This window comes from Leptospira weilii serovar Ranarum str. ICFT, from assembly GCF_000332415.1.
Taxonomy (GTDB): Bacteria; Spirochaetota; Leptospiria; order Leptospirales; family Leptospiraceae; genus Leptospira; species Leptospira weilii_A.
Genome location: NZ_AOHC02000052.1, coordinates 115035 through 139827, shown reverse-complemented (window position 1 = coordinate 139827; position 24793 = coordinate 115035). Strand labels below are relative to the sequence as shown.

24 protein-coding genes are annotated in these 24793 nt (G+C 36.1%); all 24 read left to right on the top strand.

What is annotated here, in order from left to right; translation table 11 throughout:
- Nucleotides 1–171 precede the first annotated feature (171 nt).
- Nucleotides 172–1353 (top strand): class I SAM-dependent methyltransferase, encoded by a 1182-nt coding sequence (locus tag LEP1GSC060_RS17170; RefSeq protein ID WP_003009848.1) that lies wholly within the window; start codon nucleotides 172–174, stop codon nucleotides 1351–1353.
- Nucleotides 1346–1879 carry a WbuC family cupin fold metalloprotein gene (locus LEP1GSC060_RS17165; RefSeq protein WP_003009953.1) on the top strand — a complete coding sequence of 178 codons (534 nt, stop codon included), beginning with the start codon at nucleotides 1346–1348 and terminating at the stop codon, nucleotides 1877–1879. Before LEP1GSC060_RS17170 ends, LEP1GSC060_RS17165 begins: the two co-directional genes overlap by 8 nt.
- A complete protein-coding gene (locus LEP1GSC060_RS17160; RefSeq protein ID WP_003009592.1) occupies nucleotides 1872–3095 on the top strand; it encodes a class I SAM-dependent methyltransferase in 1224 nt (407 codons plus the stop codon). Before LEP1GSC060_RS17165 ends, LEP1GSC060_RS17160 begins: the two co-directional genes overlap by 8 nt.
- On the top strand, nucleotides 3095–3817 hold the full coding sequence (locus LEP1GSC060_RS17155; protein ID WP_003009874.1) for an SDR family NAD(P)-dependent oxidoreductase: 723 nt from the start codon (nucleotides 3095–3097) through the stop codon (nucleotides 3815–3817). The genes LEP1GSC060_RS17160 and LEP1GSC060_RS17155 overlap by 1 nt, the downstream gene beginning before the upstream one ends.
- 3 nt (nucleotides 3818–3820) lie before the next feature.
- Nucleotides 3821–4936, top strand: coding sequence for a class I SAM-dependent methyltransferase (locus tag LEP1GSC060_RS17150; protein ID WP_036096970.1), 1116 nt, complete (start codon nucleotides 3821–3823; stop codon nucleotides 4934–4936).
- Nucleotides 4937–5025: 89 nt separating this feature from the next.
- A complete protein-coding gene (locus tag LEP1GSC060_RS17145) occupies nucleotides 5026–6282 on the top strand; it encodes a TIGR04372 family glycosyltransferase (protein WP_230458349.1) in 1257 nt (418 codons plus the stop codon).
- A 183-nt stretch (nucleotides 6283–6465) separates the two neighbouring features.
- Nucleotides 6466–8262 carry an ABC transporter ATP-binding protein gene (locus tag LEP1GSC060_RS17140; RefSeq protein WP_003009503.1) on the top strand — a complete coding sequence of 599 codons (1797 nt, stop codon included), beginning with the start codon at nucleotides 6466–6468 and terminating at the stop codon, nucleotides 8260–8262.
- Nucleotides 8263–8319: 57 nt separating this feature from the next.
- Nucleotides 8320–9438, top strand: coding sequence for a TIGR00180 family glycosyltransferase (locus LEP1GSC060_RS17135; RefSeq protein WP_003009356.1), 1119 nt, complete (start codon nucleotides 8320–8322; stop codon nucleotides 9436–9438).
- Between the two features lie 210 nt (nucleotides 9439–9648).
- Nucleotides 9649–10881 carry a class I SAM-dependent methyltransferase gene (locus LEP1GSC060_RS17130; protein WP_003009636.1) on the top strand — a complete coding sequence of 411 codons (1233 nt, stop codon included), beginning with the start codon at nucleotides 9649–9651 and terminating at the stop codon, nucleotides 10879–10881.
- Nucleotides 10878–11975 carry a DegT/DnrJ/EryC1/StrS family aminotransferase gene (locus LEP1GSC060_RS17125; protein WP_003009401.1) on the top strand — a complete coding sequence of 366 codons (1098 nt, stop codon included), beginning with the start codon at nucleotides 10878–10880 and terminating at the stop codon, nucleotides 11973–11975. Before LEP1GSC060_RS17130 ends, LEP1GSC060_RS17125 begins: the two co-directional genes overlap by 4 nt.
- Before the next feature lie 29 nt (nucleotides 11976–12004).
- On the top strand, nucleotides 12005–12769 hold the full coding sequence (locus LEP1GSC060_RS17120) for a methyltransferase, TIGR04325 family (RefSeq protein ID WP_003009790.1): 765 nt from the start codon (nucleotides 12005–12007) through the stop codon (nucleotides 12767–12769).
- A gap of 25 nt (nucleotides 12770–12794) precedes the next feature.
- Nucleotides 12795–13325, top strand: coding sequence for a dTDP-4-dehydrorhamnose 3,5-epimerase (gene rfbC / locus LEP1GSC060_RS17115; RefSeq protein ID WP_003009729.1), 531 nt, complete (start codon nucleotides 12795–12797; stop codon nucleotides 13323–13325).
- Nucleotides 13326–13578: 253 nt separating this feature from the next.
- Nucleotides 13579–14502, top strand: a complete 924-nt coding sequence (locus LEP1GSC060_RS17110) for a putative sugar O-methyltransferase (protein ID WP_003009939.1) — start codon at nucleotides 13579–13581, stop codon at nucleotides 14500–14502.
- Nucleotides 14499–15452 (top strand): NAD-dependent epimerase/dehydratase family protein, encoded by a 954-nt coding sequence (locus tag LEP1GSC060_RS17105; protein ID WP_003009665.1) that lies wholly within the window; start codon nucleotides 14499–14501, stop codon nucleotides 15450–15452. Before LEP1GSC060_RS17110 ends, LEP1GSC060_RS17105 begins: the two co-directional genes overlap by 4 nt.
- Nucleotides 15439–15843: a sugar 3,4-ketoisomerase gene (locus LEP1GSC060_RS17100; RefSeq protein ID WP_036096962.1), complete on the top strand. Its 405-nt coding sequence runs from the start codon at nucleotides 15439–15441 to the stop codon at nucleotides 15841–15843. Before LEP1GSC060_RS17105 ends, LEP1GSC060_RS17100 begins: the two co-directional genes overlap by 14 nt.
- Entirely contained in the window at nucleotides 15840–16772 is a 933-nt protein-coding gene (locus LEP1GSC060_RS17095) for an SDR family oxidoreductase (RefSeq protein WP_003009398.1), read from the top strand. The genes LEP1GSC060_RS17100 and LEP1GSC060_RS17095 overlap by 4 nt, the downstream gene beginning before the upstream one ends.
- Nucleotides 16773–16982: 210 nt before the next feature.
- Nucleotides 16983–17591: a class I SAM-dependent methyltransferase gene (locus LEP1GSC060_RS17085; RefSeq protein WP_003009741.1), complete on the top strand. Its 609-nt coding sequence runs from the start codon at nucleotides 16983–16985 to the stop codon at nucleotides 17589–17591.
- A gap of 39 nt (nucleotides 17592–17630) precedes the next feature.
- Nucleotides 17631–18314: an acylneuraminate cytidylyltransferase family protein gene (locus LEP1GSC060_RS17080; RefSeq protein WP_036097006.1), complete on the top strand. Its 684-nt coding sequence runs from the start codon at nucleotides 17631–17633 to the stop codon at nucleotides 18312–18314.
- 2 nt (nucleotides 18315–18316) lie between these two features.
- Entirely contained in the window at nucleotides 18317–19309 is a 993-nt protein-coding gene (locus tag LEP1GSC060_RS17075) for an NAD-dependent 4,6-dehydratase LegB (protein WP_003009573.1), read from the top strand.
- Nucleotides 19309–20472 carry a LegC family aminotransferase gene (locus tag LEP1GSC060_RS17070; protein ID WP_003009662.1) on the top strand — a complete coding sequence of 388 codons (1164 nt, stop codon included), beginning with the start codon at nucleotides 19309–19311 and terminating at the stop codon, nucleotides 20470–20472. Before LEP1GSC060_RS17075 ends, LEP1GSC060_RS17070 begins: the two co-directional genes overlap by 1 nt.
- A complete protein-coding gene (locus LEP1GSC060_RS17065) occupies nucleotides 20465–21085 on the top strand; it encodes an acetyltransferase (RefSeq protein WP_003009589.1) in 621 nt (206 codons plus the stop codon). Before LEP1GSC060_RS17070 ends, LEP1GSC060_RS17065 begins: the two co-directional genes overlap by 8 nt.
- Before the next feature lie 7 nt (nucleotides 21086–21092).
- Nucleotides 21093–22094: an N-acetylneuraminate synthase gene (gene neuB, locus LEP1GSC060_RS17060; protein WP_003009812.1), complete on the top strand. Its 1002-nt coding sequence runs from the start codon at nucleotides 21093–21095 to the stop codon at nucleotides 22092–22094.
- A complete protein-coding gene (gene neuC / locus LEP1GSC060_RS17055; protein ID WP_003009776.1) occupies nucleotides 22091–23254 on the top strand; it encodes a UDP-N-acetylglucosamine 2-epimerase in 1164 nt (387 codons plus the stop codon). Before neuB ends, neuC begins: the two co-directional genes overlap by 4 nt.
- A gap of 396 nt (nucleotides 23255–23650) precedes the next feature.
- On the top strand, nucleotides 23651–24706 hold the full coding sequence (locus LEP1GSC060_RS17050) for a nucleotidyltransferase family protein (protein ID WP_003009576.1): 1056 nt from the start codon (nucleotides 23651–23653) through the stop codon (nucleotides 24704–24706).
- Nucleotides 24707–24793 lie beyond the last annotated feature (87 nt).

The window sequence follows — 24793 nt, the reverse complement described above, 5'->3', positions numbered from 1 at the left end:
AGATAGGAATATATTGTAATTCCTAATGTTGCGCTGATATATAGATCTAATCTATAATTATTTTTATTAGAAATAGAAGTATTCAATAAAGATTATTCAATAAACTGGTTTCTTATTAAATTGATGCCAGTAAAACAAAATAACAAATGATATCAATGATGAGGTGCTTAAATGCAATGTCGACTTTGTAAAAGTAAAGATTTGCTTTCTCTTATAGATTTCGGGAATCAACCAATTGTTCATAATCTGATTCGAGACCAGAAAAAGGAGCATGATCTATATCCATTTCATTTGATTCATTGTGTTGATTGTGGATTTGTTCAAATTGAGAATCCGATTGATCCAAATGTGCTGTATGAAAACTATTTCACAGTTAGTGGTTGGAAAAGCCAGCCGCACGTCCCTAGATTGGTAGAAGTCATGAGTTCGATTTTTAACTTAAATGAATCGGATAAAATTCTGGAAATCGGCTGTAATGATGGTAGTTTTTTAGATTATTTAAAGGGGAAGGGATATTTAAATCTTACAGGAATCGAGCCCACACTTGATTCTTCGAAGATTGCTAAGGAAAAGGGACACAAAGTATTTCATAAATTTTGGAATCATGAATATGCTAAAGATTTTACATCTGCGGAAGGAAAGTTTGATATAATAGTAACTCGTCAGGTGTTGGAGCATATTTCTGATTTAGAAGACTTCATGCAGGCAATTCATTTTTCATTAAAAGACGATGGAGGGCTCATCATTGAAATACCTGACAGCGAATGGAATCTCGATTATCTCGATTATGCTCTTTGGGAAGAACATGTGAATTATTTTACGATTGAATCGCTTAAGAATTTATTAGCTTTGAATGGATTTCAAATCATACATAGCGAAACTACTTTATTTTCGGGAAAAGCTCTTATTGTGTATTGCGAGAAATCCGTTGGAAATGTGATGAAAGTAAAAAATTCTTATAATTATAAAATAATAAATTACGGTAAAATTTATCCAAAATTTAAATCCTCTCTACAAAAATATTTAAATTCCTATCAAGATATAGCAATTTATGGTTGTGGTGCCAGATCTTGTAACTTCGTAAATTTCCTCGGGATAAAGAATAATATTAAATTTTTTATTGATGATCAAAGAGAAAAACAGGATGCATTTGTACCGGGCTGCGAATTAGAAATTTTAAACTCGGAAAATCTCTTTGAGAAAGCTAAACATATTCTTCTCGGCGTGAATACTGAAAATGAGTTTAAGGTTCTCAGAAAAAAGTGTTTAGATAAAAGTTCATTAACCTTCCACTCTATCCTGCCACCTAGTAAATTATTGCCGGAATTTTGGAAGCGAATGATCTATGATTGACTACAATCAACAAACCAAAGTTTCCGAAGAAGTATTTCACTCTATACATCGACTTTTGGGAATTCAAAAAAAAGACATTGATAACTTAATCGAGATAGCAAAAGGAACAAAACGTCAGAGAGCAAGAATTTGTTCGCATTTGAATAGTAGCGAACTTCTTCAGGAGATGTTTATCGTTCATCCTAGAGGCACATATGTAAGACCTCATAAACATATCGATAAGCCTGAATCTATGATGATTCTAGAGGGTGAAGTCGATTTGATAACGTTCGACGAAAATGGGAATGTGGGAGATAGGATGAGTATGGGAGCATATCATACCGGTAAAATTTTTTATGACAGTATGCGTTCTTCCGCTTATCATACTTTACTGATTCGATCCGAATGGCTGGTTTTTTTGGAAATAACGAAAGGACCGTTTAGAAAAGAGGATACGATCTTTGCCCCTTGGAGTCCCGAAGATCACGATACGGAAAGTGTCCGAGAATTTATGAATAAGATAGATCAGAGATTAAAAAATGAATAATTTTTACTTAAGAAAAGATTGTAGACTTTGTAAATCCACCGATTTGGTCAAGGTCTTACCGTTAACTCCTACTGCGTTATGCGATGCGTATTTAAAAGAGAAAAAAGATCAGGAAGTCTATCCGCTGGATCTTTTTCAATGTAAAAACTGCGCTTTTGTGCAAATCGAATGTGTGGTTGATCCGGAAATTATATATAGGGATTATATCTATGTGACGACTAGTTCTTCTGGACTGAGCAATCACTTTGGAAATTACGCGAAAGACGTTTTAGAAAAACTGAATTTAGCTGCCGGCAGTTTTGTGGTGGATATAGGGAGTAACGATGGCACTTTGTTGAGTCACTTTAAGGCAAGAAACGCAAAAGTACTCGGAGTTGAACCTTCTACGAAGACTGCTGCAGACGCAACAAGTCGCGGAATCGAAACTCTGCCCGAATTTTTCGATCCCGATCTTGCAAGAAAGATAAAAGAGAAAGCCGGATCCGCAGATTTGATTACCATTAATAATTTGTATGCGAATATCGATGATCTGCATTCATTCACCGAAGGTTTGGAATATCTTTTATCGCCGAACGGCGTAGTTGTGATCGAATCTTCTTATCTAGGTGATATGGTGGACAATATGGTTTTTGATTTTATCTATCACGAACATTTGTCTTATTTTTCAATATTACCTCTGATAAGATTTTTCGATTCCTTTGGTCTAAGGTTGATTCACTTGCAGCACGTGGATACAAAAGGGGGATCGTTTCGATATTATTGGGCGCGAAAAAATTCAATACACTCGGTATCCGAGGAAGTTTCTAAGTTTATAGAGATTGAAAAAGAAAAGAACATGACCGAGTTGTATTTCAAAGAATACGCAGATAGGATCGACAAGGTTAAAGCTGAGTTGATACAAGAACTCGAAAGATCAAAGGGAAAAAAGAGGATCATCGGATACGGCGCGTCCGCTACCTCGACTACATTGATCTATCATTTTGAATTGGATAAATATTTGGATTATCTCGTTGATGACAACCCGGGAAAAATTGATACTTATAGTCCAGGTCTGCACATTCCGGTAAAACATCCGGAGGCTCTTAATTTCGAGGAGGATGCGATTTTGGTTGTCTTGGCTTGGCGCTACTTTGATTTGATTCAATCTAAATTAAAAAATCATAAACTAACCTTGATATGTCCACTTCCAGAGTTTAAAAAGCAAAGTTCAAAATAATGAGTGATTCGTCTTTAATCGTAGGTGGTTCAAAGGGAATCGGCTTAGAAATCGCTAGATCATTTGCTAAACGCGGAGACGATACCTATGTTTTATCTCGCAATAAAGGCGCCTGGGACGGCAAACACATTGAAGCAGATTTGTCGAATGAAGAAAATCTGAATAAAGTGATTCGTTTAATTCAGGAAAAAAAAATTCAGTTTAAATATATAGTGTTTTCTCAAAAGAATAGATCTAATCCAATAGACTTAGATTACGAATTTATGATTCAGCTAAAGTCGGTTAAGATTCTTGTAGAAGGGATTGTTCCTTTGATGAAAAGTGGAAGCTTTGTTTTTATCGGTTCGCCTGCCGGCAGATTTGTTGTAAAAGAGCAACCACTCTCATATCATTTAAGTAAGGCAGCATTAGAACAATTAACAAAATATTATGCGGTAAATTTTGGAAAATTAAGTATAACATTTAATTGTATTATGCCAGGTACTATTATCAAGGAATCGAATAAGGAATTTTATCAGACTAATGAAGAAGTGGTTAATTTATTAAAGCAAATTACGCCGCTTCAAATATTAGGAGAGACATCTGACGTTGTAAATGCCGTTGATTTTTTTTCTAGTGAAAAGTCACGCTATATCACAGGGCAATCAATCTATATAGACGGAGGGCGATTTTTGGAAGGTCAAGAATCTTTGGCGCGAAGATTAACTTCATTAAATCAATAATTTATGGAAATACCGTTCGTTGATTTTTATAATAAAAATAATATATCTCCAGTTCGTCAGAACATAGCGGATTTGGAAATGCATTATTATAGACGAGAATCCTTATATATTTCTTTAGGAATTTTACCCGGATATATAGCTAATAGAAAAGTTATAGAGTTTGGACCAGGTAGCGGGCATAATGCAGTCTATACTGCGAGTCTGAATCCAAAGATATATACTCTTGTAGATGGCAGCAAGGTTGGCTTTGAGGCGACTAAGCAAAGATTCATTCATCAAGATAAGATTGAAGTTGTTCATACTTTATTTCAGGATTTTCATTCTGAAATAAAGTATGATTTAGTAATAGCTGAAGGATGCCTCCCTCATCAAAAAGAACCTTTATTTTTGCTAGATCATATATGTAATGCTGTTGATGAAGGAGGTCTTTTGTTGATCACAACTGCAAATGGCATTTCATATCTGACTGAAACACTTCGCAGATTAATTAGGGATAAATTTTTATCCACAAATGAACCTACAGAAAAACAGTTAAGGCTATTAATGCCCATTTATGAATCGCATTTAAAAACTTTGATTAATATGAGTAGACCGATTGAGGATTGGATACTTGACAGCATTATTCAACCTTTGCAAGAGGTTCGATTATTATCAATTCCAGAAGTAATTAATCATGTTGATGGCAGATTTGAGGTTCTCTCTTCATCTCCGAAATTTATTGATGATTGGAGATGGTATAAAGATATAAATTCTAAAGTAAAAGGTTACAACCAAATTGCATTGGATTCTTATTTTAGAAAAAATCTGAATTTCTTAGATTATCGTTTCACGTTCGTTGAGCATTCTAAGGAATTTGGTATGAAGTTAGAGGAATTGTGTAATGATACATGGAATATTATGTGTGAAATAGAAAGGAACGAAGATGGAGATTGGGGTAGGTTATATACAAATCTTTCCGACATTCTTAACTTACTTTTAGAACCTGCGCCCGAAACTGCGAAAGCACTGAATGAGATTATCATATGGTTAAAAGAAGGAGATGTAGATAAGCCGTTACTTAATTTTCCTTATTGGTGGGGAAGGGGACAACAATATTTAAGTCTTATGAAAATTGACTGAAAATTGTGAATCGCTTTCTTTTTTACATATTTTTTGGGTTTTGTATAAAGAACGATTCTCGCTAAAGAATGTATTTGTGCCAAACAATTTTGAGCGAGTATTTAGCCTTTTATTTGGTTGTTAAATTGATTCAAATTTTAAAACGAGCATTTCAAATTTTTATAACTTGTATTAATCTTATTTGGGCTTTTCCTTTTTTATTAATTTTACGAATTTTAAAACCACTGATTTTGGTTAAGTTTACTACTATACTAACTTCTAGAATCGGCCATTTTACGATTGATTCAAGTTTTTACTTAGCGACTTTACCAAAATCTTCGGGATTTCCTAAAATATATCATTGGTTTTGGTTCAGCCCAGGTATTTCTAATTTTTATTGGAGTTCTTTAGTTCAAAGGAGTCTATTTGTTCGTCCTTGGGTAAAGTATTTAGATTATATAAATAATAAACTTCCGGGTGGGGAATCTCATATTGTTCCTTCGTTATCTGCATCAAGAGATAAAGATGGATTATTTCAAGGAGAAATAGAAAGGTTTTCTATTTCTAAGTATGAAAATGATTCGGCAAAATCTTGGATGCGGAAGTTCGGTTGGACTGATAACGAGCCGTTTGTCTGTTTATTAGTGAGAGACTCCGAATATCTTATTTCTGACCCAAATAATAGAGGTTTTGCCGAGTCAAGGGAAAATTGGACTTATCATAGTTATCGAGATTCGGATGTGGAAACTTATATTGAAGGGATTGAATATTTTTTGGCGCGCGGTTATTGGGTGATTCGAATGGGAAAGATTTGTGCAAAACCTGTCCCTATTCGTAATTCAAAATTCATTGATTATCCTTTTTTAGATGATCAAGAAGATCTTATGGATATTTGGTTGTCTCTCAACGCTAAACTTTTTATAAGTACAGGGACTGGAATTGATGTATTACCAAATGTATATAAAACACCTGTTTCACTTTATTTAAACGCATTACCTTTGATTAACTTGTCCTCTTCACATCATATGACTTGGGTTCCAAAATATTTGATCTGGAAATCCACCGGAAAGTATTTAACTTTAAGAGAACATTTATCCAATCATCATTTAGAAACACAATTTTACGAAGACGCAGGAATACAAGTTGTAGATTTGACTTCTCAGGACATTTTAGACGCTACTTGGGAACAAGAGCAGAGACTTTCAGGATCTTGGATAGATACTGAAGATGATCGAAACAGGCAAAGACGTTTTTGGGAGATATTGAAAACATTTCCAGAATTTTCTACTTATCATAATTGGATACATCCTGAAGCAAGAGTAGGCGCTCATTTTTTAAGAAAAATGGGAGATGCTTTTTTTGATTAAAGAATCACTATTGAATACCAAATTTTTAATCACGAAACGGTTCAGTTAATACTCTTTAAAATTCAATTTACAGAGGTTTCTAAAAGATATTATAATGTTTAATTTAAAAGAAAATATTTACGAAATATGAAATTCTTCAAAAGCCTTTTTCCGACGCCTAATCTGATTAAACTATATTGAAAAATGAAAAAAAAATCTATTATATTTATTTTCTCTGACTTTATCATTAAAAATTTTAAACAATTTTTATGGCTATTCTTCGTTCTGATTATTGAAGGTTCGATGGCGGCGGCGTCAGTATTTTCGTTGGTCCCCTTAGCGGATTTTTTATTAGATCAATCCTTGCAAAAACCGAGTCAAATTACCAAAATTGTCACTTCTATATTCGGATATTCTAATCTTCCTATTGGATTTTGGTCTTTCGGGTTACTATTCTTTTCTTCAAATCTAATTAAAGGTATATTAGATGTTGTTCTCAGATACGCAATCTTGCGTATTAAATATTCCGTCGTTCGTAGTTTAATAAGTGAAACCTTACATATTTTTTTTAGAGCCAGGTGGGAGTTTTTTAGTAGCTCCGAGAACGGCTTATTGCTTAACACTATGAATAAAGAGTTAAATACTATCGGAGATTCTTTAGGTCATTTAGCTTCTTTGCTTGCTCAGATAATTCAACTTGCTATTTATTTGAGTGTGCCTTTATGGTTGAATGCTCAACTAACGGTCTCCGCAATTGGTTTATCCGTTCTTTTTGGTTTACCTTTCTTGCTTTTTCATAGGTTGAGTTATAGCTTAGGAAAACAAAATACGGAAACAGCCAATGTAGTTATGGGTACTTTAAGTGAAATTTTAGGCGCAGCAAGGTTAATCTTAGGTTTTGGAAAACAGAATCACGCTCGTGACCTCTATCTAAATAGATTTGATGAACACGTTAGCACCACCTTACGTTCCCAGATTCTTACTACGGCGATTCCGAAATTGTACCAACCTTTTGCGATGCTTTCTGCGGTTGTTGCGATGGGCTTGGCTTTATCTAAAGGCGTTTTAATATCAGAACTGGCAGCTGTTATGTGGAGTCTTCTCTCTTCACTTCCCATTCTTTCTTCTTTACTGCAAAGTAATATTACTATTAGCAATTTTCTTCCAAGTTACGAACAGCTTATTCTATTAAAAAATAGAGCGGCTAAATTTGAAGAAAAAGAAGGAAACAAGTATTTTAGTATATTACAAAATGGGATAGAATTCAAGAATGTCAGTTTTTCTTATCCCGGTCGTATTGATACCCTTAACGATATTAACCTTTTTGTAAGTAAAAGTAAAATGACAGCTTTCGTCGGTGAATCAGGCGCAGGTAAGTCTACTGTGATAGATCTCATTTTGGGTCTACAGATTCCTGATCAGGGGCAAGTTTTGTTGGATGGTATGCCATTAGATCAATGGAAACAAAACAGCTTTCGAGAAAAAATCGGCTATGTTCCGCAGGATCCGTTTTTATTTAATGCTACAATTCGAGAAAATTTGCTATGGTCATTTGAAAATGCTAAGGATAAAGATCTTTGGGATATTCTCTCTCTTGCCAATGCCGAAAATTTTGTTAAAGAACTTCCGCTTGGACTTGAAACAATAGTCGGGGATCGTGGTGTAAAACTTTCCGGTGGACAAAGGCAGAGGATTGCGTTGGCGCGAGCGTTGTTGCGAAAGCCTGAGTTACTGATTTTGGATGAAGCAACGAGTGCTTTAGATTCGGAATCCGAAAAGTTAATTCAACAATCCATTGAAAGAGTCGCTCATCAGACGACTATTGTAGTTATCGCGCATAGGTTATCTACAATTGCGAAGGCTGATCAAGTTTATGTTCTCCAAAAAGGAAATTTAGTGGAAGAAGGCTCATTTAAAACGTTGAGTCGCAAAGCTGGCGGCTTACTAAATACTATGTTGAATACACAAAACCCTTCGAAAGACATTGAAAAAAATGATTAATTATTTTATTTTATAATTGTTATCAAATCCTATGTATATCAAAGAAAATTTAACTGTATGAATATTACAATTTTACTTACTTTAAAGGGAAGGCCATTGCATACCTTCCGTTGGATGTGGCATCACAATCGGATTCGATTGCCTTTTAAGATAGTAATTGCCGATGGAGGGACTGATCTAAAAGTTGAACGTTTACTCTCTGAACCTAAGAACTTTCCAAATTTAAACTATAAATACTTTCGTTATCAGGATAATTTATTAGAAGACTATTGGTTTAAGTTGGCGGATATAATTACAAAAATAGATACCCCGTATGTGATGTTTTCCGATAATGATGATTTTGTACTTCCTGCTGCCGTACATACTGCGGAAAAGCTTTTTGAAACTCATTCAGATTGTATTAGTGTTTGTTCTACTTCTTTAAATTTTGCTCTTAGAGATAAAAGTGCTGATTTCGATTCCATTATGGGAGATATGTATAATTTTTCTTATCAATACGGGATTAATTACGATGCGATTGATACGATGACGCGAGTCAAACAATTTCTAAATCGGTCATATTATTTTCTTTACTCAGTTACTCGTACCGAGGCTTGGATTGATATTTTTAAAGAAGTCAAAGAGATAAATTTTAAAAATTTTGATGTTTGGGAAAGATTTATTTACTTATCTCTTATTATCAAAGGTAAAATTATATTTTCCCCTCAACCATCTTATCTACGTCAATTGGGGAGTTCAGAGGCTCACGCGCTTGTCTCTCCTTGGATCAATCGGCTTTTCTTTTCCGACTGGATGAATGACTTTCAATCTATGGTTTCTGCAATAATACGTCGCGCTGAGAAAGTTTCTACTTCTCCGGTTGCTTCTGATTTGAATAAAATGCTCCGGCAACTTTACGTAGACGCAATGCCAAATATTATTCAAAATTATCTAACAATGACAAGTATTTCTCGGCCTTCTTGGTTAAAAAGAATCATTATGAAGGCGAAAAATTTTTCTATCGTTCGCCGTTTGTTCGGAACATATAAGCAAAAAAAACTTTTAAATACTTTAACTTCAAAAGGCTTAAATTACTTAGAGATAGAGCGGGTAAAGGCTGAATTAAATGAAGTTCGTCAAACTTTAAAACATTCGAATTTGTACGCAAATATTTTGCTCTTCAAAGAGTACGACTAACTTTGCTTTTGTTAAATGATCGTTTTAAGTTTTGCTAAAGTTAAATTTGAAAATTTTTAATGGAGTAATTTTGTTTCAATTTCTATAGAAAAAGTAGAAATTCGAGGTAAGATAACTTCTGATTTTTTATTAAGAATGAAAGCATTTTTAGAATTCAATTAGATGAATATTATGGAAAACTAAATAACTTTAAAATTAAAGAGTTTATAGATGAAAGAAAAAAACTGTAGAGTTTGCAATGAACCGTTGCAAAAGATATTAGATTTGGGTCGTCAGCCCCTGGGAAACGGCTTTTTATCGGAAGATAAATTTAAAAATGAATACTTTTTTCAAATGGAAGTAGGATTTTCGGAAACAAGCAAAATGCTGCAATTGCTTGAGCAACCGGAACCAGAGAAGATGTTTCATCAAGAATACGCTTTCTTCTCCAGTACCTCAAAATACATGGAAAAACATTTTAAAGAATTCGCCGATTTGATACTCGGATCAAAGTTTCTATCAAAAGAGAAACCCTTTGTCGTCGAATTGGGTTGTAATGACGGAATCATGCTTAAGAATTTCGCACAAAAGAACATCGATCACTTAGGCATAGAACCTTCCCGAAATGTGGCCGCGATCGCAAATCAGAACGGAGTAAGAACGATTTCGGAATTCTTTGATGCTGACGTAGCGAAAAAAATTGTAGACAAACACGGGCAAGCGGACGCGTTTTTGGCTGCAAACGTTATGTGTCATATCCCCGATATTAAAAGTGTAGTGAAAGGAATTGCGACCCTTATAAAACCGACCGGCGTAGTGATGTTTGAAGACCCTTATTTAGGAGACGTCGTTGAAAAAATTTCCTATGATCAGATTTATGACGAGCACGTATTTTTATTTTCCGCCCTTTCCATTCAATATCTGTTCAATCTTTATGGCCTCGAGTTGATCGATTTATTGCCTCAAAAAACGCACGGCGGTTCGATGAGATATGTTTTGGCTCACAAAGGTGTTTATCCGATTAATGAAGCGGTTCATAGAATTTTAGAAAAAGAAAAGCAGCAAGGACTTGATAAACTGGAAACATTCACTCAATTTCGAAAGAACGTAGAAAAATCGAAAACCGATCTGGTTTCTCTTTTAAAGGAAATCAAATCGCAAGGGAAACGAGTCGTCGGTTATGCTGCAACTTCGAAGAGCACGACTATATTCAATTATTGTGGAATCGGTCCCGATTTGATAGATTTCATATCTGATACGACTCCGATCAAACAAGGAAAGTATTCGCCAGGGGTTCATATTCCGGTAAAAGCATATTCTGAATTTAAATCCGCTTATCCGGAATATGCATTTCTTTTAGCTTGGAATCATTCGGAAGAAATTATGACGAACGAGCAGGCGTTCATGCAATCCGGCGGTAAGTGGATCACTCATGTTCCTTCTGTAAGAGTAGTGGTAAAATGATTCTTTGCGCAAATCCCCTAGCTCAAAATAATTCTTATAAAGATGAAATCCAAAAGGCGATTTCATCCGTTTTAGATAGCAATCGATATATCCTAGGACCGGAAGTGGAAGCTTTGGAAGCGGAGTTTGCATCCTACATAGGCACAAAACATTCTGTTGGGGTCGCCAATGGCACAGACGCTTTGGAAATTGCGTTACGTGCTTTGGAAATTGGGCCGGGTTCCGAGGTAATTACGGTTTCCCATACTGCGGTCGCGACAGTAGCTGCAATCGAAGCGGTAGGCGCAAAGGTAGTCTTAGTCGATGTTGATCCTAATTTTTTTACATTGGACCCTTCCCAATTGGAAGAGGTTTTTACGAAAAATACGAAAGCTCTGATTGCCGTTCATCTCTACGGTCAGTCCATTGATTTGGATGCGATACAAGTTTTCTGTAAGCAAAAAGGAATCTATTTAATTGAAGATACTTCTCAAGCTCATGGGGCGAAGTGGAAGGGAAAACGATTGGGTAGTATAGGCGACATCGCTTGTTTTAGTTGTTATCCGACTAAGAATTTAGGAGCCATTGGAGACGCAGGTCTTATAACAACCAATGATCTTCACTTTGCCTCTAAGATGAAGATGCTTCGAGAATACGGATGGAAAGATCGATATATTAGCGAATTTGCAGGCCGTAATTCCAGGTTGGACGAATTGCAAGCGGCCATTTTGAGAGTAAAACTTCGTAATTTAGATTCTGATAATGGAAAACGTAGAATCATTGCTAAGAAATACGATCAAGCTCTGCAAGGGAGTGCGGTTCGAATTCCGGCGAAGAATCCGAATGCTGAGCACGTATATCATCTTTACGTTCTTCAAGTGAAAAGTAGGGAAGCGCTGATCGCTCGTCTAAAATCGGAGAATATTTTTCCCGGAGTGCATTATCCGAGCCCAATTCATTTGCAGCCCGCTTATGTCGGAAAGATTAAAACGGCGTCTTCGATGAAAGTGACGGAGGAATTATCGAGAACTGTACTTTCCCTTCCAATGTATCCGGAATTACCGCTGGAAGACGTGGAGAAAGTCATTTCCTCGATCTCTACTTTTCTTTCCTAAATAATTTAAGAATTGTTCTTTATAAAAAAATGTCTCAAACTTCAAAACCGCTCTTAATCTGGGATGGTGTTTTTTTATCTTGGGAAGAAGCCGTTCGTTCTGCGGGCGGTACAGATGGAGAAAAAGGTTTCTCAAACGAAAGATGGTTCGAAAGAATCCTGGATCAATTGAACTCATTTCGATCCGAAATCAAAGAATTCGGAATTGCGGTTCCACCAAGGCCGACAAATTTACCGACGGTTATTTCTTTGACAAATTCGAAATCCATTGTGGACCTGGGCGGCTCTTCGGGCTGGATTTATGATTATTTGAATTCCATTACTCTTTTTAGTAAGATTAAGAAATATTCTATTTTAGAAGTTCCTGATATTGTATCCAGATCAAAACGATTTGGTCATTCAGGTAAGGTTCAATACTTTACAAATTATAAAAAAATTCGTTCGTGTGATTTGTTCTATACGAACAGTGTCATTCAATACTTTCCCACGAATGAATATCTTCTGGAAATAATAGGACAAGTTAAGCCGAAATTTATTTTGGTAGATGATTTATACGCTGGAAACAACGAAGAATTTTTTTCCAATCAAATTCGCTATGAAAAAAGAATTCCACATCGATTTCTAAATTTTGAAAAGTTTAGAAAGGAAGTTAGTAAAAAAGGATATCGCTTAATTTTGAAACAGCCTTTCAATACTCCTATTTTAGGTCAGTATCAGCCCAAACCGATGGATCATTTTCCGAAAGAATATAGATTGAGATATTCTCTATCTGTTGTTTTTCAAAAAATAAATTAGTTCTATCTTAGGTTACATGTAATCAATGAAATTTGAAAAGACTCCTTTAGAAGGTCTGTTAATTCTTTATCCAAGCATCCACAAAGACGAAAGAGGATTCTTTTTAGAAACATATGAAACGAAACGATATAAATCGATTGGAATTAAGGAAGAATTCGTACAGGACAATCATTCACATTCAGTTAAGAATGTAATTCGAGGAATGCACTTTACAAAGAAAACCCCCCAGGCGCAGATTTTGACAGTAATGAGCGGAAAAATTTTTGACGTTGTTGTTGATATTCGAAAAAACTCTTCAACCTTTGGAAAATGGTTCGGCATAGAATTAAGCGATGATGGAATTCGCCAAGTGTACATGTCACCTGGATTAGCTCACGGATTTTGTACACTGTCGGATTTTGTCGATCTACACTATAAAGTTAGCGAAAAATACGATCCTAGCGACGACGCAGGTTTGAATTATGCCGATCCGATCGTTGGAATTTCCTGGCCAATTCAAAATCCTATTGTTTCCAAAAAAGATCAGAACCTTCCTTATTTAAAAGATTTCGTTTAAATTATTTCTATGTTTATTTTAAGAACAGAATCTTCCGACTTTATCGGATCACCTTTTAGCTGGAATGAAGTCAAATGATTTTCATTTTATCAACGTCTTTAATAGTGTAAATACTTTGAGAGATAATTTCAAAAGTTTACTTTCTTAATCTTTACTATTATCTACTGTGTGATACAAGCGATCTCGTTCATTGGATTTGTATCAGGTTTATTATTTTTCTAAAAATACAAATTGCTAATAAGGAAACCCATTTATGGAAATTTCAAATCTCTGGAAAAACTTAGTGGAGTCAAAATTTCAGAATATCAATAATGATTTCTTAGATTCGTTTAGGATGCCCGGTAGCGCAAATAATTGTTTAGCAGTTTGGGATCCGTTTGATCCAACAATGCGATTTTTTAAATTTCTATTATTAAATGGATGTAATAGCAAATCGAATTCCTTTTTCATAAAGTACAATAAATTAGGCGATGTGAATTTGGGTAGTCCCATTTTTATTACTATAGAGAGAGAGGATCTCGGTGTAGTATCAGAAATAAATATGGATCATTTTTTTTCTGTTGGAGAATTTGAATTTCTTGAGGCCAGTCTACCTTTAGAATCCTGTCAAAATATTCTTGAAATAGGGGCTGGTTTCGGAAGAACTTGTCAGGGTTTAATTAAATTATCTAACTCTATAAAATCTTATACTATCATTGATTTGCCTGAAATGTTGAATTTAAGTTCCGCTTATTTAAAAAAAGTTTTATCCGATGAAGAGTTTAAAAAAGTAGAATTTATTTCGGCAGAAAATATTGGCTCAATAAAAAATAAGGATCTAGTGATTAATATTGATTCCTTTCAAGAAATGCCAAGGAAAACGATTGAATGTTACATGGAACAAATAGTATCTAAGGCGAAATATTTTTACTCTAAAAATCCGATTGGTAAATATTCTCCGGAAAGTATTGGTCTTAAGTCAGATATTTCGAAACCAATGCCGGAGGTTTTTTCACTCGGTTTGTCCACACAGTTAATTGATATTTTCAATGAAAGAGAACTTAGACAAGCTCGCAAGCAGCATATAGAATCCTTTAAACCTTCGAAATTTTTTGTTGTTCTACACGATTGTCCTATGGATATTTTTTCTTATTACCATCATGTTATCTATAAGAATGTAAATACGGATATTTTATGAATGTACTAATTACGGGAGCTAAAGGTTTTATCGGTAATTCTCTAAAAGAACAATTACTCGGAGAGAAGGTGAGTGTTTATTGTCAAAGTCGTGATAAAGCAGAAAAAGATAAACAAGTAAATTGGATTCAATTTGATTTGAATAATCCTGGTTTATCAAATCTGGATTTACCTGAATTCGATGTCGTTTATCATTTGGCCGGACAAACAAGTGTTCCGCGCGCTAAATCAGATCCTATATCGGATCTCCAAATCAATTTGCTTGGTTTTTTAAATCTACTTCTATGTTTAAAAAAACAAAAAAAAAGACCGGTTGTAATTTTAGCAGGTACTACCACTCAAACTGGATTGCACGATACAGCCCTCATTGATGAGACTTTCCGAGACGAACCGCTGACTTTTTACGACATTAGCAAGCTTTCCGCAGAATTTTATCTAAAGCAATGTGTTCGTGAAGGTTGGGTTTCTGGTTGCATATTACGTTTAGCAAATGTATACGGCGGAACTAAACCCGGTCAGGAACAGGATCGCGGAATTTTAGATAAAGTTTTTCATCGAGCGTTAAGAGGGGAGACGATCCAAATTTACGGCGATGGTTCGTTTCTAAGAGACTATATCCATATTGACGATGTGGTTTCCGCCTTCGTGAATGCAGCGGATCGTATAGATAAAACAAATGGCAAACACTTCCTGATCGGTACTGGAAAATCTCATTCCATCAAAGAAGCCTTTGAGACCGCTGTGAACATTGCTTTCGAAATGGGCGGAATCCGATCGAATATCGAATACGTTGATCCTCCGAAAAATAGTCCACCGATCGATAACAGAAGTGTCATTTACGACGTAAGTTCTTTTAAGAGCGCGGCAATGTGGTGCCCTCGATTTTCATTAGAATCGGGTCTTCGTCATTCTTACATATCAAAAGAGAGACAAATACATGATCGAACCTAATTTTATTCGATTTCCTTTTTTTACAGATGATAACGGTTCTCTAAGTGTTTTTGAATCCAATAAACAGGTTCCTTTTTTAATCCAAAGGGTATTTTCCGTCACCGCAAATGTGAATGATATTCGTGGTGAACATTCACATCGGCAATGTTCTCAATTGTTAGTTTGTGTACACGGAAAGATTAAGGTTACTTGTGATAATGGAACTGCAATTACTGAACACTTACTTGAAGATATGAGCGATGGTCTTCTAATCCCGCCGGGTATTTGGTCCACACAACAATATTTAAACATTAATTCCGTTTTGCTTGTGTTATGCGATAGAGGATATGAAGCGGAAGATTATATTCGTAATTATGATAAATTCTTAGAATGGGTGAAGAATCAAAAATGAAAATAGTTGTTACCGGTGCGTTGGGGCATATCGGCTCCTTAGTTGTCAGAAGTTTACCCGACTCCTTTCCGGATGCGGAAATTGTAATGATCGATAATCTGATGACACAGAGATATTGTTCTCTTTTTAATTTGAATTCGAATATTCGATATAAATTCGTGGAAGGAGATATAACAAAAATCAATTTGGAAGAAATTTTTTCCGGCGCTGACGTAGTGATTCATCTTGCGGCTATCACGGATGCGGCGGGAAGTTTTGATAAAGCCGACGTCGTTGAGAACAATAATTTTAATTCGACTCAAAAGGTAGCGGAAGCTTGTCTGAAAACGGGCGCAAGGTTGATGACTCTTTCTTCAACGAGCGTTTATGGAACTCAAAACGACTTAGTGGACGAGAATTGTTCCGAGTCTGAATTGAAACCGCAAAGTCCTTATGCAACTACAAAACTAAAGGAAGAAAAGTTGGTTCGATCCTTGTTTTTAGAGAAGAATCTAAAAGTTGTTACGTTTCGTTTTGGAACGATCGTAGGAGTTTCTCCGGGGATCCGTTTTCATACCGCGGTAAATAAATTTTGTTGGCAAGCGGCTTTTGGAAAGCCGATTACCGTTTGGAAAACGGCTTATGATCAGATGCGTCCTTATTTAGAAATCCATGACGCTTGTAGGACGATCGTAGAGTTTATCAAGAAAGATATTTTTGACGGTGAGATTTATAACGTTCTTACTACCAATGCAACCGTTCGACAAATAGTCGAAAATATCCAGAAGTATGTCCCCAAATTGAAAGTAGAATTCGTAGATAATCCAATTATGAATCAGTTGAGTTATGAAGTAAGTAATCAAAAAGTATTGAGCAAAATAAATATTCCTTTGGCTAAAGATTTAGAACAAAGTATCAAATCAGAGTTGGAGTTGCTGAATGCAATATGAATGTTTATTACAAGGGATCAAATTCTATTTTCAATTTATCTCAAAGTTTGGGCATGGGTTAAAAAAGATCCCAGGTAGGACGCATCTGGGATCTTTCTTTTTGAAGAATCTAATTTGTCTTATTTTCAAATTGAATGTTAATTTTGTAGAAACTCAAAACGAATTTCAATTATAAAAGTTTTTAAAATTTCAAGGAATTCTAAGAGGTAAATGATGAAAAAAATCAATATAGGGTGCGGGGGTAGGCCATTAAAGGATTATATAAATATCGACCAAGATTCGATGGACGATATGCGGCTTAGATATCCCGATAAAATTTTTGAAGATAATTTGGTTATTGAAAATCACGATATATTTAATTTGCCTTATTCTGATAATTCCATTGATGAGGTAAGGGCCGATGGCTTATTAGAGCATCTTTCTTTTAAGGATGAACCTAGGTTTTTATATGAAATTAAAAGAATATTGAAAAAGGGCGGTATTTTTGAATTTAGCGTTCCCGATTTTGAAGAAGTTTGTAAGATTTGGTTGAGCCTGGAAGACGATTGGAAGGATTTTTTCAGCGATTCTGAAAAGGACATAAAAAACAATCATTGGTTTGGGACTTATACCTACGAATATAAAAATCGTTGGGGATACATCATTGCAACCATTTATGGCAGCCAAAATGGCGAGGGGCAGTATCATAGAAATTGCTATTCTAAAAATAAAATTCAAAAGATGATGACATTTTTGGGATTTAATATTGTTACATTAGAGACGTTTCTTTGGAAATCTGATCGTGATCCGATGATTCGATGTGTAGTTGAAAAGAAATAATTGTATTTGGCTCATACAATTCGTTATCGACTGAATTTGATCGCAGACAAAAAAATCCTTGGCTTAATTCCGGCGCGCGGCGGCTCAAAAGGGATACCTAGAAAGAATATAATACCCATTGCGGGAAAACCTTTAATCGTTTGGACGATCGAAGCCGCCTTGAAATCAAAGTATTTGGCCTCGGTTATCGTCTCGACGGATGATTCTGAGATCGCGGAAGTTGCCAAAAAAGCAGGCGCTTCTGTTCCATTTCTTAGGCCTCCGGAACTCGCCACGGATCAATCCTCCGGAATCGATCCCGTCTTACACGCGTTAGATAATTTACCTGAATTCGATTATGTAATGCTCTTGCAACCTACATCACCGCTCCGAACAAGCTTGGATATCGACGACTGTATCGAATTTGCGATTCAAAAAAAAATGAATAGCGTCGTTTCGGTTTGCGAATCTCAAGAGAACCCATTCTGGATGTTTCGCTTGGATGATTCTTTGAAAATGTCCAAATTATTAAACGTAGAGGACATATCCCGTAGACAGGATAGCCCCAAAACTTATTCGTTGAACGGCTCGATGTATTTATCCCAAGTGGACTACTTTCGAGAGAGAAAAAAATTCATAACCGAAGACACGCTCGCTTTTATTATGAGCAAAGAAAGTTCAGTGGATATTGATGATATGATGGATTGGAAATTAGCTGAGATTTTACTTTTGGATAAAATATAAATATGATTTTAGTGACTGGCGCGGATGGTTTTATCGGTTCACATCTTGTAGAAGCTCTCGTTAGGAACGGTAAAAAAGTAAGAGCATTCGTACTTTATAATTCTTTTAATTCTTGGGGTTGGTTGGATCAATGCTCGGAAGACGTCAAAGGTAAATTTGAAATTTTTTCCGGAGACATTCGAGATCCGAACGGAGTTCGTGCGGCGATGAAAGGCTGCAATGAAGTTCTCCATCTTGCGGCATTGATTGCGATTCCTTATTCTTATCATTCACCGGACACATACATCGATACAAATATCAAGGGAACCCTGAATGTCTTACAAGCGGCTAAGGAATTAAACATATCTCATGTGGTTGTCACTTCCACGAGCGAGGTTTATGGAACTGCGAAATTTGTTCCTATAACAGAGGATCATCCTTTGCAAGGACAGTCTCCGTATTCCGCGAGTAAGATTGGAGCGGATCAGCTCGCGATTTCGTTCTATCAATCCTTTAAAACTCCGGTAACCATTATTCGTCCGTTCAATACATATGGTCCAAGACAATCAGCGAGAGCGATCATTCCAACCATCATCACTCAGATTGCAAAGGGAATGAAAAAAATCAAACTCGGTTCCATACATCCGACGAGGGATTTTAACTATGTTGATGATACCGTCCACGGATTTATAAAAGTTTTGGAATCCGAAAAAAGTATCGGAGAAGTGATCAATATAGGAAGTAATTTTGAAGTGTCGATCGGAGAGACCGTTCAGCTCATTGCTGAAATCATGAAGACGGAAGTAACGATCGAATCCGAAGACGTAAGAATTCGCCCCGCAGGAAGTGAAGTCGAAAGATTATGGGCCTCCAATCAGAAAGCGAAAGATTTGGTCGGTTGGTCTCCAGAATACGGCGGAAAAGAAGGTTTTAAAAAAGGTCTTTCTGAGACGATCGTTTGGTTTAGTAATGCCGCCAATCTTTCCCTCTATAAATCAGATATATATAACATTTAATGTTAAGCGAACAAATCGTATCAGTTTTAAAATCGGTCCTTACAGACAAAAAAGAATTTGTTCCTTTGCATGAGCCTATCTTTCGAGGAAATGAATGGCTCTATGTAAAGGATTGTTTGGACACGACTTTTGTATCTTCCGTCGGTAAGTTTGTAGATCGTTTTGAAAAGGATCTTGCACAATTTACCGGAGCCGAATATGCGATCGCAGTTGTGAATGGAACTGCCGCTTTACAAATCGCCTTGAAGCTTGCGGGAATAAAAACGAATGATGAAGTTCTGATTCCTGCGTTGACTTTTATCGCTACCGCTAATTCGGTGAGCTATTTAGGAGCGCTTCCGCATTTTGTGGATAGCGAAGAGTATACTTTGGGAATGTCGCCTCTTGCTCTTCGAGACCATCTAAATTCGATTGCTGAGATTAGATCTGGAAATTGTATTAATAAAAAAACGGGGAATAGAATCGGCGCTATCGTTCCGATGCATACTTTTGGACATCCGGTAGATTTGGACGGAATATTAAGCGTAGCGAAGGATTTTCATCTTATAGTCATCGAAGATGCGGCAGAATCTCTCGGAAGTTATTATCATGGAAAACATACCGGAACTTTCGGCCTATTGGGGACTCTCAGTTTTAATGGAAATAAAACGATTACGACCGGAGGGGGAGGCGCGATTCTCACGAATGATAAGAATTTAGCGACTCTGGCAAAACACATTACGACGACGGCTAAAATTCCTCATCCTTGGGAATACACACACGATATGATCGGCTATAATTTTAGACTACCGAATATCAATGCTGCGTTAGGTTGTGCGCAGCTGGAATTGCTTCCGGAGTTTCTAAGTTCCAAGAGAAGACTTTATAATCGTTACAAAAATGCTTTTTCTATTTTGAAAGAAGTGAAAATTCAATCTGAGCCGAGCGGTTGTAAAAGCAACTACTGGCTCCAGACTCTGGTATTGGATCCGTCGGTGATGGATGCGAAAGACTCGGTTCTTACAGATACGAATGCTTCCGGTCTTATGACAAGACCAGCATGGACTTTACTTCATAAGCTGAAGCCTTATCAAGATTGTTTTCGAATGGAACTTCCTGTAGCTGAATCGTTGGAAAGAAGACTCATCAATATTCCGAGTAGCGCAAATCTTAACAATGAATAAGAAGGATATCATTCTTATCGGAGCGGGTGGTCATTCGAAAGCTTGTATCGATGTAGTTGAATTGGAGGATAAATTTCGCATTATAGGACTCATTGGTACATTGGAAGAAAATGGTAAGTCTATTTTTGGTTATGAAATTCTCGGTGACGATTCGCGTCTGTCTAAGATTCGAAAGATAGTTGAAAACGCTATGATAGTTGTGGGTCAAATCAGAACTTCTAAAATTCGAAAGGAAATTTACAATACTCTTAAATCATTAGATTATAATCTTCCCGTTATTCAATCTCCACTTGCTTATCTTTCAAAACATGCAAGTATCGGAGAAGGGACAATTCTTATGCATCACTCCATCGTAAATTCCGGAGTAAAGATAGGCGTAAATTCAATTATAAATACGAAAGCACTCGTAGAACATGATTGCAAAGTCGGAGATCATTGTCACGTTGCCACTGCTTCTGTTTTAAATGGAGGAGTTGAACTTGGCGACGAATCTTTTGTGGGAAGTGGAAGTATTATTCGGGAAGGTATTCATATCGGTAAAGAATGTTTTATCGGAATGAATTCGAAAGTATTGAAAAATCTTTCAAATAATGAGACGTTGATTAAGCAGTAGCTGTAATATGAAAACAATCATCATCGCCGAAGCCGGGGTAAATCATAATGGAGATCTCAATCTTGCGAAAGAATTGATTTATGCAGCTAGCGAATCGGGAGCAGATTTTGTTAAATTTCAAACGTTTCGATCCGAACTTCTTGTTTCGAAAAAAGCAAGGATGGCTGAGTATCAAAAAGTAAATATTGGAGAAGAAAACTCTCAACTTTCGATGCTCCAGAAACTCGAGTTGAGTTCTGTTTCCTACGAAGAATTGATGTCTATTTCAAAAAAAAAGAATATTCAATTTTTATCAACAGCATTCGACTTGGAGAGTTTGGAATTTTTGAGATCTCTCGGGTTATCTCTTTGGAAAATTCCTTCTGGAGAGATCACAAATTTTCCATATTTAAAAAAAATAGGAAGTTTTAATCAAGATATCATTCTGTCTTCTGGAATGGCCAATCTTTCTGATATCGAAAACGCCATTGATACTTTGGAGAAGAACGGAACTAAGAGGGAAAAAATGACCGTTCTTCATTGCAATACTGAATACCCTACGCCCTTTGAGGACGTGAATTTAAATGCAATGAATACCATTCGTTCTGCATTTCATACAAAGGTGGGCTATTCGGATCATACTTCGGGTATAGAGGTTGCGATTGCTGCCGTTGCGCTCGGCGCCACCGTAATTGAAAAGCACTTTACTCTTGATAGAAATATGTCCGGCCCTGATCATAAAGCTTCTCTTGAACCCAGTGAATTAAAGCGCATGGTGTCCTCTATTCGAAATATCGAACAAGCGATGGGTGACGGAATTAAAAGACCGAGTAAGAGTGAGCAGAAGAACATTCCAATCGCGAGAAAATCAATCGTAGCATCTAGGAATATTAAAAAAGACGAAATTTTCTCTGAATCGAATTTAACAACGAAGAGACCTGGTGATGGTCTATCTCCCATGAGTTGGAATTTAGTGATCGGTAAAGTTGCTAAAAGAGATTTCAACTCCGACGAATTGATCGAACTATGAAAAGAAAAATTTGCGTAGTGACCGGTACTCGTGCCGATTACGGATTGTTGCGATGGTTGATGCGGGGGATTACCGAGTCGGCGAGCTTGGAGTTACAAATCATAGCGACAGGTATGCATCTTGCCCCTGAATTCGGCCTCACATATAAAGAGATCGAGAATGACGGCTTTATTATTGATAAAAAAATAGAAATTCTTTTAAGCTCGGATACATCGATCGGAATTTCTAAATCCATGGGCTTGGGTTTGATTAGTTTTTCGGAAGTCTTTGCTGATTTGAAACCCGATCTTGTATTGGTCTTAGGCGATCGATTCGAAATTCTTTCAGCAGTTTCATCTGCATTAATTTCTAAAATTCCGGTAGCGCATCTACACGGTGGAGAGACAACAGAAGGGGCTTTTGATGAAAGTATTCGACATTCAATTACAAAAATGTCACATCTACACTTTGTTGCAGCAAAAGAATATAGAAATCGAGTGATTCAGTTGGGCGAAGATCCTTCTCATGTTTTTTTAGTAGGTGGCTTGGGGATTGACGGAATTAAAAGATCGAATCTTTTAAATAAAAAAGAGTTAGAATCGTCTCTCGATTTTAAACTAAATCAGAAGAACCTTTTAATTACATTCCATCCTGTTACCCTTGAAAAATCAATTGCAAGTAGCCAGATGAGAGAGTTGCTTTTGGCTTTAGAAGTTTTAACTAAGGATACTGGTCTGATATTTACAATGCCAAATGCCGATACAGATGGTAGAGCAATTTTTGAATTGGTTAAAGAATTTACCACAGCACATCCGAATGTGCGCTATTTTACTTCCCTTGGGCAGACACGCTATTTATCTTGTTTGCAATTTGTGGATGCTGTTGTTGGAAATTCTTCCAGTGGAATTCTCGAAGCACCGAGTTTTAAAATTGGAACGATCAATATCGGTGATAGACAGAAAGGAAGATTAAAAGCAAGTAGCATCATCGATTGTGCCCCCGATAGAAATAGTATTCTGAATGCGCTCGAAAAACTTTATTCTACTGATTTTCAAAATAAGCTGGCTAAAACAGTAAATCCGTACGGAGAGGGTGGGGCAAGTGAAAAGATCGTTCAGATATTGGAAACGGCGGAAGTTGAAGGAATGTTAAAAAAGAGATTCTTTGATCTTCCAATGTAATCTAAAAATGATAGAGGTTTGTTAGTTTTCAAATCTGCGCACCGAAAATTCGCGAAGTATTCGGAATTAAAATAATCAGAGTCATTAATTGATTAGATTTTTTCTGAAGTTGCAATGACAACAGATATTCTTATTAGGAATTTCTAATTTTATTTTGCGTTATTGATCAAGTTGATTTAAAAAATAATTAAATAAAAAAATGCGAATATTTGAGAAGGTAGCGAAGCGGGGAAATTATAATCACAGCGGATAAAAGAAGTGCGTATCCTTTTATTTTAATTTTATGGGCTACCTCTCTTTAAAAAACGTAAAGTGTTTTCTTTATTGTCTCTCCATACAAAAATATGTTAACCTATTCTTTACAATTTTGCGGTCTTTTTAAATTAAAAATCTGATATGAAAAATTGGAAAAATGTTCTTATTCATCCGAATTTAAATCTCCAAGAGGCGATTCATGTTTTAGACAAAGGCGCGCTGCGTATTGTCCTAATCGTAGACGATAGCAATAAGCTTTTAGGAACGTTAACTGACGGTGACATTCGGCGTGCTTTGTTAAAAAACAAAAAACTTTCCATTTTAGTAACTGAGGTTATGACCTCGAAGCCGAAAGTTGCTTATATTAACTGGACCAAAGAGCGCATGCTTTTGGAAATGGAGAAATACGAACTTTTACATTTACCGATTATAGATCAGCAAGGTATTGTGTTCGGTTTAGAAACCGTACACGGGCTTTTGGAGAAACCAAAGCTTGATAACCCTGTTTTTCTGATGGCAGGGGGATTTGGAACTAGATTATATCCTTTAACTAATAATTGTCCTAAGCCAATGCTGAAGATAGGAAATAAACCAATTTTAGAATTGATTTTAGAGGGATTTGCAGCAGCCGGTTTTCATCGCTTTTTCATTTCTACTCACTATATGCCGGAAATGATTCGAAATTATTTTGAGGACGGTAAGCGATGGGATGCAAGCATTGAATATATTCATGAAGAAGATCCATTAGGAACAGGTGGAGCCCTCGGGTTGTTGCCGCATAGTCAAATTGATCTACCGATGTTTATGATGAATGGAGATTTATTAACTAATCTCAATTATCTGTCTTTATTAGAGTTTCATGAAAGGGAGGGTGGAATAGCTACAATTTGCGTTAGAGAATTTGATTATCAAGTTCCTTATGGTGTAGTCGAGACTGACGGTCATCGTGCAGTAGGAATTATTGAAAAGCCTGTACAACGTTTTAACATCAATGCAGGTATATATCTGTTAGATCCTGATTTCGTAAGGACAGTGGATAGAGGTAGCAAGATCGATATGCCTACTCTTATAGAAAATGAATTAAAATCTTCAAAACAAGTAAATATTTTTCCAATCCATGAATACTGGTTGGATATTGGGAGGATGGAGGAGTTTGAGCGTGCGCAAGGAGATTGGGTAAAGTTATTTAATGAATAATATTTTTAAAAGTAAGCGAACTATTAAAGTAGCATATTTCATTAAAGGGTCATTTAAAGATATTCTCTTGTTCACTTTTAATTACTT